Below are 12,171 nucleotides of genomic sequence, written 5' to 3'. Positions count from 1 at the left end.
TTTTATTTTAAATCCGAGTTTGTTGTTACGGATTCAATTTCTTTAATATGTTGCATCATAATTTCACGGGCTTTGGCTGCGTCGCGCTTTTCAAATGCTTCGAGAAGATTGAAATGTGCGGCAAGAGATTTTTCCTGTCGCTCAGGGCTTTGCAGCATTTTGGAACGGCTTTCTTCGACAATGCGGTTTAGTGCCGTCATCATCTCTGGAAAGATACTGTTTCCGGTAGACTTAGCTATTTCAAGATGCAAACGGGTATCAAGGTCGCTGCAATCCTCGCCATTACGCATTCTGGTCTGCTGGTCGAAAATAATGACCTTCAAACGATTTAAGGTTTCGTCATCCATTGCCATAGCTGCAAGGGCCGCAATTTGCGGTTCTACAACCATGCGGAATTGAAATATGTCGGAAAGTCTTTTTTTCTGGTCTGAGAAGGCTGAAGTAAAGGCTTCGAAAATATCTGCATCTATGTCAGTCAATATATACGTTCCGTCACCACGGCGGCTTTCCACCAGATTTTTCTGGGCCAGACATTTGATAGCTTCACGTACAGAGCTGCGTGAAACCTGAAATTTTTCAGCTAACGTCCGTTCAGGAGGGAGCTTATCCCCTTGTTTGAATTCACCTGATTCAATCAGTTCCGCAATCTGCTTGGCTACGGACAGGTAAACAGAATCAGTTTTGTTTTGAGCAATCACTATGGGACCTACCAATTTTCTATTTTGTTTAATTGGTCAGACCAATATCACCAATTCCAACATGCTGGCAAGCAAATATTTTGATATGACAGGTAATTCTGTCTGCCTTAAACTATGTATAGAAATTACTGAACTTAGCTGTTAGAACCGCTTGCACATGGCATTGAGCCGTACTTATGCGGAAATGTTCTGCAATAATTCTTAATGAAGGTGAATATATTGAGAGTCGGGTACTATCTTTCAGATTTGAATCTTACCGGTGGAACCAAGGTAATCAATCAGCATTTGAAGCAGCTTGAGGATCTTGGACATGAACCGAAACTATTCGTTAAACGTATTGCGACCACATATCCTTTTCATGTGCCATGTACAGTAGTTGCTGATCCTCAGGACATTTCCGGACAGGTCGATGTGCTGGTTGTGACCAGACTCACTGACCTTAAGACATGCTTAAAGCCGGAAATGCCGCATCTGGTTATGTTTTATCAGCGTATGGAATTAAATGACTTGAATAGTTATTATGCTGGTAAAATGAAATTACCGAAGTATTCATCTTTAGCAGGGCGGTTGTTTCTCAAAGCTAAATTCAAGTTGCAGACAATCGGTATTGAACGTTTTTACCGATCGGAAGTTACAGCATGGACGCCTTGTCATCCTATGGCACATTCTCTTGAGAACCAATATGGTAAGATTCCATATTTTATCAGGAATACAGTGGATCATTCATTGTTCACTACGGATTATGAATTTGTTAATGCTACACCTACTGTACTCAGCATCGGGGATTACCGTTTAGGAATTAAGAATATTCCAAGAGTTTTTGATGCAGTTAGAGAAATTAAAAAAACAACCCCCATTAATTTTATAAGGATTTCACCTACTAAGATTTATCCTGAGGAAGAAGAGTCCGGCGTAGTAGATGAATTTTTTGTTCAGCAGAATGATAAAGAAATGGCCGGGCTTTATAATCGTTCTGATATTGTTGTTTCAGCCTCTACTTCGGAAGGGTTTGGAATGCCTGCTCTTGAGGGAATGGCTTCAGGATGTGTATGCGTTCTTTCAAATATTCCGGCGCACAACATGTTTGATAAAATCTGTGAAGAAAAGGTCGGGGCTTATGCTCTTTATTTTGACCCGCAATCAACTGCTGATCTGGTAACAGCTTTGCACAAAGCGCTGGATGCCGAAGTTTGCGCTGAACTGAAAAGGAACGGCAGGACTGTTTCACAGGCATATTCATCTGAATTGCAGAAGCAGGATTTGTGTAAGGCTTTGAAAAAGTTTGAAGATTAGTTAATCTAGATTGTTTTCCTGAGCTGCCAGTTCCTTCAGGAAATTAATTTTCTGAGCAGCACGTTTTTGTTTTACCGCATATTCAGCCCGATAGGCAGAGCGTTTGTCAGGGAATTTTTCAAATGTTTCCATTGTGACCGGAAGCCTTGCGCGGGTATATTTTGCGCCTGTTCCGCTATTGTGTTCTTCAAGTCTGCGTGCCGGATCAGTCGTTACTCCGCAGTACAGTGAATTATCTTTGCATCTGAGCAGATATACGTACCATGTGTTCATGAAGCCCAGATAGCTTTTTGCCGGACTTTGGTCAAAAAATTATTCCGTATGAGTTTATAGTCAACGGGAAGTAGCTGCAGTGTATGCGGAAAGCTGCATGCCTTTTAACCCGGTTGGCAGCCATCTGTGGAGAAATAGCCCTGACACACTGGGCAACAGAGGATGTTTGCAAGGAAAGCGATGAGTTTTATTGCTTCTTCAAAAAAGTAGATTCGATGTAAAATAAATCAGTATAGTTTTGTACTATAAAAGCCCCGCCTTGAGTTTAAGGCGGGGCTTTTGTGGTAGGTATATTCAGTTGTATTTAACCTCTTTGCTTGAAATATTTTCTAAGCATCAGAGTTACAACGACAAGCCCCATAAACAGCCATTCAATGAAAAAATCTGCATTGGGATTAAGGGTGCAGCCGGTGCAGGAAGAGATACTTACCGCAACCGGGTCGGTTATCACACCTAATGTGTCATTTTCATCGTATATGCCATTATCTTTAACTACGAAGTATATAAAGTATTCAGAGCCAGGAGTGGTGGTATCATTTGGAGCCATATGAATTCCGTTGGAGTCGGTAATCCACCAGCTTCCATCAACACTGTACTCCGGTCCGGATGCTGCGTAGGAGGCAGACTGTCTGGAGATCCCTTTTGAATCGTAGAATTTTATGAGCTGAAAATCAGAGACCCTACCGCTAGGAATTTTAGTTGAATTTAATACAAATGTTCCGTGTCCGCCGCTAATGTTAATGGTGGCATTGAAGGATCTAACTGTGTAACTGTTGGCATAGCCTGTAAAGGAATATTTTTTTTTCAGTTCTGTTAGAGTAATTGCTTTTTCGCAGCAGTTTGAAACTCCGACTATAATTCCTGTGTCCTGGGTCAAGCTGCTTGCAACTCCATATCCGATATATCTTCCCGAATTTTTAGTGTTCTGGTGGAATTTAGGCCAGGGAGAACATGCCAGCCCCCCTGAGTCTCCCTCTAAGGCATAGAGGTTGTTATCCGATGATCCAACATAAACAGTTCCATCGCTATCGATTGTGGGAGAGGAACTTCCAATAAAACCTGATGCTCTAAATGCCCATTTCTGGCTGCCATCGGGGTTCAAGGCATACAGTCTTTTATCGAATGATCCAATATAGATAGTTCCGTCTTTGCCTATGGCGGGTGAGGAGCGTACATCGTCACCTGTAGTAAATTTCCATTTCAGGGTTCCATCAGTATTCAGTGCATACAAATTGTTGTCATCCGACCCTACATAAATAGTCCCATCACAGGCGATGGCGGGTGAGGAGCGTACATCGTCACCTGTAGTAAATTTCCATTTCAGGGTCCCATCAGTATTCAGTGCATACAAATTTTTGTCAGCCGACCCTGCATAAATAGTTCCGTCACTACCTATAGCTGGTGAAGAGCGCACCATTCCACCTGTAGTATAGGCCCACTTTTGAGTTCCATTCGGATTTAAAGCGTATATATTGGAGTCGTGTGATCCAAAGTAGAAGGTTCCATCATGGCTGATAGCGGGAGATCCCATTATGGAGCCAGTTGCAGTAAATGCCCATTTCTGAGTTCCGTCCGGATTTATTGCGTATAAATTATTGTCGTGTGATCCAATATAAATGGTTCCGTTGCAATCTATAGCCGGTGTGCAATATATCATATCACCTGTAGTAAATGCCCATTTTTGAGTCCCATCCGGGTTAATTGCATATAGTTTTTTATCAAGTGATCCTACATAGATGGTTCCGTCACAGCCGATAACTGGTGAAGAATGGAGGAAGTCGTCTGTGCTAAATGCCCATTTCTTAGTTCCGTCAGTGTTCAGCGCATATAGTTTGCCGTCATATGATCCTACATAAATTGTGCCATCGTATCCGATAGCCGGACAAGTGGCAATGGTATCTCCTGTTGCAAATGCCCATTTCTTGTCTCCCGGGGCGGCTTGCGCTATGGCAGAAGATAATAGCAGAATAAAGAGAGTAATGAGATAGGTTGAGAACTTAATATTCTTACATTTGGAAGGGTGATTTATGTATTTCATTGAATTATATTTCTCTCTACATTTTATGCGCATGTTAATGTAATGGTGCTTATATAAGTTTTATGCTTATGTATATTTACTATTGTATCTTGTAGTGTGTCTTGTGATTTTGTTAGTTTCATTGCGGTCTGTCCTGGGTGAGACATACATATAAATTAATTAATAGATTATATATTTAATTGGTTTTAATGTAATATAAATATTAGTCTAATTTATAATTTGTTTATCATTATGCTGTTGTTTTGTCAAAGGTCTTATGTGAACATCCGTACTGTGAATTTTGATGCGAAATTCTAAATCATCCTATTTCCCTTGCTTTCTGCGCTTCTTACCTATACTTTGATTGGCTTACTTCGCATATGTCACTTGCTGCCTTTATGCGCAGCCTGAATTTTTCATATATCAAATTTCATTGAATATTTTGCCCTTTCGGGAGCAGCGCCTACAGCTTCCGCAGTTTGGAGTTTTTAATGCCAAGAGTTACTATTACGTCCCTTGAAAAATCATACAACGGAGAAGATCTTTTTTCCGATCTTTCGTTCGAAGTAATCGCGGGAATGCGTCTTGCCGTTGCCGGACCTAACGGCTGCGGTAAATCCACCCTGCTTAAGCTCGTCGCCGGAATCATTGAACCGGACGCCGGTGTTCTCTCTATCTCCAAAGGAGCACGTATAGGTTACGTGGCGCAGGAGCTTACCGGAGAAATCCTTGAGCACTCTTTACTGAGCTGGGTTCTATCTGCGCTTCCGTCGTGGAATACTCTTTGGGAACAGTGGGAGGAGGCCGGACAGAGCAATGATCAGGCTCTCATGACCAGGCTTTCTGAAAAGCAGGCCGAGCTTGAACATCAGTTCGGATACAATCCCGAGCACAAAGCCAGAACAATTCTTACCGGACTTGGTTTTTCCGAGCACGATATGCTCAGTAAAATTAAAGAACTGTCCGGCGGTTGGCGTGAACGTGCCAAGCTGGGGCGCGTGCTTTTGCAGGGAGCAGATCTGCTGCTGCTTGATGAACCTACCAACCACCTTGATCTTGAAGCTGTAGAGTGGCTTGAAAATTACCTGCTGGCTTTTCGCGGGGCGGTAATTTATGTAGCTCATGACCGTATTTTTCTGGATAAGGTCGGAACTCATGTTCTCTTTCTGGGGGCGGGCCGTCCATCCATGCGTCGTGGTTCGTTTACTGAATTTCTTGAATGGCAGGCTGAAAATGCCATACAGCGCAGCCGTGAAGCAGCAAAGCTTTCAGCTCGTATTGAAGCTGAAAATGACTATATCCGGCGTTTCAGGGCTAAAGCTCGCAAAGCTGCTCAGGCTCAGTCCAAAATGAAGAAGGTGGGCAAGCTGGAAAAAGAACTGTCCAAGATTAAGGAAGAGACCAGCCTCAATCGTTCAGGTAGAACTCTCAGTTTCCGCCTGCCTCCCACCAAACGTGGTGATAAAGCTGCAATCAGCGTGGTTGATCTGAAATTTTCCTATGATGGTAAGCCTCCGTCCATGTGGCCAGATCTTAATTTTCAGTTGTTTCGCGGTAAAAAAGTTGCTCTTGCAGCTCCCAACGGCGCAGGTAAGTCAACATTGCTCAAAGTTATAATGGGCAAGCTGACTCCTAATTCCGGTTATGCAAAAATCGGCCAGAATACTTCATTGGCCTATTTCAGTCAGCATCAGAGCGATATTCTACGTGATGAAGCTACTGCATTGTCAGAAATTCGCCGTCTGTGCGATCCTGATACAACTGAAGAGCAGCTCAAAAGTGTTCTAGGTTTATTTCTTCTGGGCGAATCATATTTTGAACGCAGAATTTCAGCACTGTCCGGTGGTGAGAAAAACAGGCTCATCCTTGCGTCATTGTTTTTGTCACGGGCCAACCTGTTTATTCTTGACGAACCTACCAACCATCTTGATCTTGAAAGTCGTGAAGGTTTAATTCGTGCGCTTAAAGATTATGACGGATCACTCTTTTTTGTAGCGCATGACCGTTATCTGCTTGGTGAGGTTGCTGAGGAAATCTGGGCCTTGACTGATTCGGGAATCGAAACATTTTTTTCGTTTAAAGAATACGATAAATATCGTAAAGAGAAGTTAGCTGGAATTACTCGTGAGCCGCAGGTTGACGAGCTGGGCGAGAGTTACAAACCTGCAACTCGCAAACTTTCTAAAGAAGATAAGCGACGTCAGGCTGAAATACGTAATTCATTGTATAAAGAGCTTAAACCGCGTGTTGCCGAGTATGAAAAGCTTGAGAAAAGTCTTGAAAAGGTCCTTGAAGAACAGGCTGAAATGGAAGTAAAGCTTAATGATCCCGAGCTTTATAACGACGGAGGTGCTGCTGTTGAATTAAATTCCAGATATACTGAGACAAGCGCATGGGCTGATGAACTGATGGAAAAAATGGCCGTGCTTGAAGAAGAAATAGCCGAACTGGAAGAACGGAAGAAGCAGCTTCTGGAAGATGATTAGTTTTTTTAATGGGCTAAAACAGCATAAGGCTTTATTTTGGTTGAGTTAACCCCCATATGTGTTGTTGCCGGAATTATCTGGAAAGATGGATTGTTTCTTTCGGCTGAACGTCCAGCGGGTAAAGATTACGCTGGATGGTGGGAGTTTCCCGGCGGGAAGGTTGAATCTGGTGAATCTTTGCCGGACGCACTTATCCGTGAATTGCAGGAAGAGCTTGGTGTTACCCCTGTGAAATATGATTTTTGGATGGACAGAGTTGTTGAGTATCCTGAATATACTGTCCACCTAAATTTTTTTGATGTCTGGGAGTTTACGGGCAATGTTGCATCACTTGAGAATCAGAAATTTGACTGGTTTGATCTTAAAAGTATGCGCGATGTTAATTTCCTGCCTGTTAATTACGAGATACTGAAAATGCTTAAAGAACGTGAACTTTGCAGCCGGTAATATCTGTATCAGGGTGACGGTTTTCTAAGTATTTAAAAATAATATTTTGTTTTTTTAATAATAAAATTAAGCCCCTGTGGATTTATCTGAAGACGTTGAAATTCATTTGGAATCTGTCAGTTCCCGAATTTTTATGTAAAACCAAAGTGTTTTTACACTTAGTCCGCCGGAGGCAACCTAGGAGATATATATGAAAATTGTTGATTTGATTAAAGAAAATAAACCTTTTTTGTCACTTGAATTTTTCCCTCCTAAGGATCGCGATTCATGGCCCAAATTTTTTGAGGTTGTGGATAAGCTTAAAGTTTTAAATCCTCTGTTTGCTTCAGTTACATATGGAGCAGGTGGTGGAGCACAAGACAATTCACTTGAAATTGTTAAAAGAATGAAGCAGGATGCGGGCATTGAGCCACTTGCTCACTTGACCTGTGTTGGTGCCAGTCCGGAGAATATCAGTAAATTCGTCTCAGCCCTGAGGGAAGCGGGTGTTGAGAATATTCTGGCCCTGCGCGGTGATGCGCCTGCCGATGATGAAGATTTCGATTTCAACACCCAAGCTTTCAAACACGGTTCCGACCTCGCTAAATATGTAAAAAATGAGCATCCAGGAACCGGGATTGCCGTTGCCGGTTATCCTGAAGCACATCTTGAGTCTCCCTCCATTAAGGAAGATTTTAAATGGATGAAGTTTAAAATTGATGAGGGTGGTGAATTTATTATCACCCAGCTCTTTTTTGATAACCGCGTCTATTTTGATTTTTGCGAACGTCTGGCTGAAATGGGTATCAATGTTCCGGTAGTTCCCGGCGTATTGCCTATTATGAGCCTTAAGTCTGCCAAATTTATTTTATCATTGTGCGGTGCAGCAATTCCCGGAAAATTTTTAAGTGCTCTTGAGAAAGCACATGAAGAGGGCGGAGATGATGCTGTGTACAGACTTGGTATTGAATTCGCTACCAGACAGGCGCAGGAGCTTCTTGATGGCGGTGCTCCCGGAGTCCATCTTTATACTTTGAACAGAGCAAAAGCATGTCTTGAAATAGGGCAGGCTCTTAAATTTAAATAAGGCTGATGTGAGAACTGCGAACATGCAGTTCGGGTGATTGGGGTTGCCTAAAGTGATTTAACTATAAAAACTGAATTATCATGATAGTTCAGCTCAAGCATACGGAGGTTTAGTTATGAGTACAAAGAATCCTAGAGTTGCTGTTGTTGGTGCAACCGGTGCAGTCGGTCGTGAAATGCTCAAAGTTCTTGAGCAGAGAAATTTTCCTGCATCTGAAGTCGTACCTTTTTCATCTTCACGTTCTGCTGGTACCAAGGTGCCTTACAAAGATGAAGAGTTGACTGTTATTGAACTGAAAGAAGATTCTTTTGAAGGTTTTGATATAGCTCTTTTTTCCGCTGGCGGCAGTACCTCCGAGAAGTTTGCTCCTCTTGCAGCCAAGGCTGGTTGTGTAGTCGTCGATAACTCCAGCGCCTGGAGAATGGACCCCAAGGTTCCTCTCGTAGTGCCTGAAGTTAACCCTGAAGATCTGGACTGGCATCCCGGTATTATCGCTAATCCCAACTGTTCTACTATTCAGATGGTTGTTGCGCTCAAACCTATCCACGATGCAGCAAAGATCAAACGTATTATTGTTTCCACTTATCAGGCTGTATCCGGTACCGGACAGAAAGCCATCACAGAGTTGGAAACTCAGGTCAGCAGACTTTTCAATAATCGTGACGTTGTAGCTGATGTATACCCGCACCAGATTGCATTTAACTGCCTGCCTCATATCGATGTTTTCATGGATAATGGCTATACCAAAGAAGAAATGAAAATGGTCAATGAGACCAGAAAAATCATGGGCGATGATTCAATCAAAGTCACCGCAACAGCCGTACGTGTTCCTGTTTTCTATAGCCATTCCGAGTCTGTTAACATCGAAACTGAAGAAAAAGTTACAGTTGAAGAATGCCGTAACATGCTCGCTAACTTCCCCGGAATTACTGTTATCGATTTTCCTGAAAAACATCATTACCCTATGGCTATTGATTGTGCAGGTGAAGATGATGTTTATGTTGGTCGTATCCGTGAAGATGAAACCATTGAAAATGGTCTCAATATGTGGATTGTTTCCGATAACATCCGTAAGGGTGCAGCACTCAACACTGTTCAGATTGCTGAAACTCTCATTGCACGTGATTTAGTTCGGGTGAAATAATTCTGTCTCGACAGAATTTTATTGAAATATAAAAACGGGGTAACCATTGAAATTCATTTCAAAGGTTACCCCGTTTCTTTTTTGAACTGTATAGAATCAAATGTGTTCAATCTATCCTGATTTCAAGATGCTTAAGCATAACTTGGGTAAAGTTATTCAATAAATTTTTCCGGGTTTTCGCACATTTCAGTGAATTTTTTAAAAAATTCAGCCGTGTGCTGTCCGTCAGCCAGACTGTGCAGCATTTCAAGTGAAACCGGAAGTATCTTTCTGCCTGAATCCGAGTTTGAAATCTGTCCGAAAAGTACACGGGGTACGGTATCAGTGTTACAGTCACCCCAGGGGTTTGAAGCTGAGCTGAAGTGGACTCCGCTGACGATGCTGAAATAAAGCAGGTTTTGCTTATCACCACCTTTCGGTGTTAATGTCGGGTTTCTGTCGGATTGCATACGGGCTGAATCGAAATTTTTTGACTGCGTAGAGTAGTCTTCGGCGTAGCCAGCCAGCACGTTGGCGTGCAGCTTACGTCCATTAGGGATGTAAGTGAAAGCTGGATGTACCACATCAAATATTACGGGCTTGCCGTCGACAATGCGAGTTCTGAATTCAGGAATGGCATTGGCTGTTTTGGTAGCAAAGTAATACAGAATGTCGGATAAACGCAGTCCCCGGCCGGATTTATTTGCCTGTTTACGAAAATTATATAGATTCGTAACATCAACCTGCACAGTCAAACCGAATTGACAGGAGCGGCTGGCCTGAAAAAAGTTAAAATGCTCAGTCCTTTCCCATGTTTCAAGATCAATTACAGTCATATTGCTTTCAGGAATAAGTGAATTGTCTAAGGTCTTAATATTACTATTCATATTGATACGCTTCGGTTAAAATTAGGAATCATAAATCATTAAATTTATGTGACATATTAATTTTCTTATGCTTCTCAATAATCTTTTGAGCATGCACAGACCGATTTATTAAAGATTGCCGCGTAAAAGTAAACCGTTGCAGGGCGTAAAAAAATGCTTTTCAGGCATTGTCACTGGTGGCTGAAATGACTTACATAACCAGTATGCAAAAACGAGCTTATACAGTCGAACCTATTTTCGAGCAAAACATTGTTACCGATGTGCGTATATTTATTGATGGCAAGAAATGGCATCTATGGGGCCGCAAAGGAGCAGAGCGCGAAACCCTGCTTGCAGATGCCGTGCAACCGGGTGTTATACCTGTTGTTGTCGGCGCAGGGCTTGGTGTGTGTATTAAAAAACTGGCCGAGCGTGGACCGGTTATTGTCGTTGATAATGATCCGCTCATTGCTAGAGCAAGCGGCGCAGATAAACTTAAAAGTCACGCACAGGTCACCTGGGTTGATGGTACTGCCGTTGATGCTCTGGATAAAGTCCGTAAGTGGTGGTCTGGAAATGGTGGAGGACTTCTTGAAATAATTAAAGTACCGCTCTATCTGAGACTTGATCGGGACTGGTATGCAGCTCTTGCTGAAACTTTAGAGGCTGAAAAAAGTAATGCTCCTGTGGATTTTTGGGCGCAGGCTGATTATCCTAAATTTCAAAATACTAAGCCGAAAGTTCTGTTTTTTAACCGTCCTTATTTCTTAACCGGAGAAATAACGGCAGCGATGGAGCGGCTTGGACTCAGTTATTGCAGTATCGATATTGGTCTGGGGGACACAGTTCGTGATGGTTTTGTAGAGGATTTACTTAAAGCTGTCGTGGATTTTAAACCTGACTTTGCGTTGACTGTGAATCATTTCGGTGTGGACCGTGAGGGAAAACTTACTGAACTTCTGCTGAAATTAAAGCTCCCATTGGCTTCATGGTTTGTAGATAATCCGCAACTTATTCTTTATCGTTATAAAGATGTACTACCTGATTTGACTGCTATTTTTACGTATGATGCCGGAAATCTTGATATTATGCGTGAAAAAGGCTTTCAGAATATTTTTTATCTGCCACTGGCAACTGATCCAAAGCGGTTCAGGCCGGATCTTGCAGGCAAATCTATGTGGCGTGCCGACGTCTCATTTGTCGGTAATTCAATGGTCTGCGCCGTGGAGAAAACCATACGTGAATCAGGCATTTCAGGTTCACTTTTGTCTGGTTATTCCGTTCTTGCTGAGGAGTTCGGTGCGTCAGATGAACTTTCTGTGGAAAAGTTTTTACAGAATTTGCATCCAGAACTGCTGGATGAAATGGAAAAATTTCCAAGTGACGAGCACCGATTATCGTTTGAAGCTTTGATCACATGGGAGGCAACACGCCAGTATCGCCTGTCTTGTATTAAAGCTGTTTTGCCTTTTAATCCGCTTATTGTCGGTGATGACGGCTGGGATTCGTTACTGGAAAGAGGGGACTGGCGTTATTTGAGCTCTCTTGATTATTACGCTGATCTTCCTGCATTTTATCCCATGTCCAAGGTCAGTTTTAACTGTACCAGCCGGCAGATGAAGGGAGCGGTTAATCAGCGAATTTTTGATGTTCCGGCCTGTGGCGGATTTGTACTTACTGATTACCGCGAACAGATGGAAGATTTATTTGAGCCGGACAAAGAAATAATTTCATACGATGATGTTAGCGAAATTCCACAGTTGCTTAAAAAATGGCTGGCAGATGAAAGCGGGCGAAAGCGCATCAGTAATGCCGCCCGTAAACGTATTCTGGCCAGTCATACTTATGAGCATAGGCTGCAGGACTTGATTGAAAAAATGCGAGTAACCTTCGGGTAGGGAG

Annotated in this window: 10 protein-coding genes; 6 read left to right on the top strand and 4 right to left on the bottom strand. The window is 42.5% G+C overall.

From position 1 onward, the window contains the following. Window positions 1-2: 2 nt before the first annotated feature. The gene (locus tag H589_RS0110360) at window positions 3-698 is read right to left on the bottom strand and encodes a FadR/GntR family transcriptional regulator (RefSeq protein ID WP_027721942.1); all 696 of its coding nucleotides are present in this window, start codon (window positions 696-698) and stop codon (window positions 3-5) included. A gap of 219 nt (window positions 699-917) precedes the next feature. Here H589_RS0110360 and H589_RS0110355 point away from each other — a divergent pair, with 219 nt between their 5' ends. Next, window positions 918-1,991 (top strand): glycosyltransferase, encoded by a 1,074-nt coding sequence (locus H589_RS0110355; RefSeq protein WP_027721941.1) that lies wholly within the window; start codon window positions 918-920, stop codon window positions 1,989-1,991. Here the strand turns inward: H589_RS0110355 and H589_RS0110350 are convergent, their stop codons facing one another. Both H589_RS0110350 and H589_RS20650 read right to left on the bottom strand, forming a co-directional pair. After that, window positions 1,992-2,264 (bottom strand): GIY-YIG nuclease family protein, encoded by a 273-nt coding sequence (locus H589_RS0110350; protein WP_027721940.1) that lies wholly within the window; start codon window positions 2,262-2,264, stop codon window positions 1,992-1,994. Between the two features lie 304 nt (window positions 2,265-2,568). Next, window positions 2,569-4,302, bottom strand: a complete 1,734-nt coding sequence (locus tag H589_RS20650; RefSeq protein WP_084146960.1) for an outer membrane protein assembly factor BamB family protein — start codon at window positions 4,300-4,302, stop codon at window positions 2,569-2,571. Between the two features lie 470 nt (window positions 4,303-4,772). Between H589_RS20650 and H589_RS0110340 the strand changes: the two genes are divergently transcribed. The 4 genes from H589_RS0110340 (at window position 4,773) to H589_RS0110325 (ending at window position 9,424) form a co-directional block, all read left to right on the top strand. Further along, window positions 4,773-6,767, top strand: a complete 1,995-nt coding sequence (locus H589_RS0110340; protein WP_027721939.1) for an ABC-F family ATP-binding cassette domain-containing protein — start codon at window positions 4,773-4,775, stop codon at window positions 6,765-6,767. Between the two features lie 36 nt (window positions 6,768-6,803). Continuing rightward, window positions 6,804-7,214, top strand: a complete 411-nt coding sequence (locus H589_RS0110335) for a (deoxy)nucleoside triphosphate pyrophosphohydrolase (RefSeq protein WP_084146958.1) — start codon at window positions 6,804-6,806, stop codon at window positions 7,212-7,214. A gap of 190 nt (window positions 7,215-7,404) precedes the next feature. After that, window positions 7,405-8,280 carry a methylenetetrahydrofolate reductase gene (locus H589_RS0110330; RefSeq protein WP_027721937.1) on the top strand — a complete coding sequence of 292 codons (876 nt, stop codon included), beginning with the start codon at window positions 7,405-7,407 and terminating at the stop codon, window positions 8,278-8,280. A gap of 115 nt (window positions 8,281-8,395) precedes the next feature. Next, window positions 8,396-9,424 (top strand): aspartate-semialdehyde dehydrogenase, encoded by a 1,029-nt coding sequence (locus H589_RS0110325; protein WP_027721936.1) that lies wholly within the window; start codon window positions 8,396-8,398, stop codon window positions 9,422-9,424. Window positions 9,425-9,576: 152 nt separating this feature from the next. Here the strand turns inward: H589_RS0110325 and H589_RS0110320 are convergent, their stop codons facing one another. Beyond that, entirely contained in the window at window positions 9,577-10,290 is a 714-nt protein-coding gene (locus H589_RS0110320; protein ID WP_051249717.1) for a CatA-like O-acetyltransferase, read from the bottom strand. A gap of 185 nt (window positions 10,291-10,475) precedes the next feature. On the opposite strand from H589_RS0110320, the gene H589_RS0110315 reads away from it, so the two are divergent. After that, complete coding sequence (locus H589_RS0110315; protein WP_027721934.1) at window positions 10,476-12,167, top strand: CgeB family protein; 1,692 nt, start codon at window positions 10,476-10,478, stop codon at window positions 12,165-12,167. The last annotated feature ends 4 nt before the right edge of the window (window positions 12,168-12,171 follow it).

Source organism: Maridesulfovibrio zosterae DSM 11974, from assembly GCF_000425265.1.
GTDB lineage: Bacteria > Desulfobacterota > Desulfovibrionia > Desulfovibrionales > Desulfovibrionaceae > Maridesulfovibrio > Maridesulfovibrio zosterae.
Note: the sequence above shows the minus strand (reverse complement) of the source record. Positions and strands in the feature narration are given on the sequence as shown.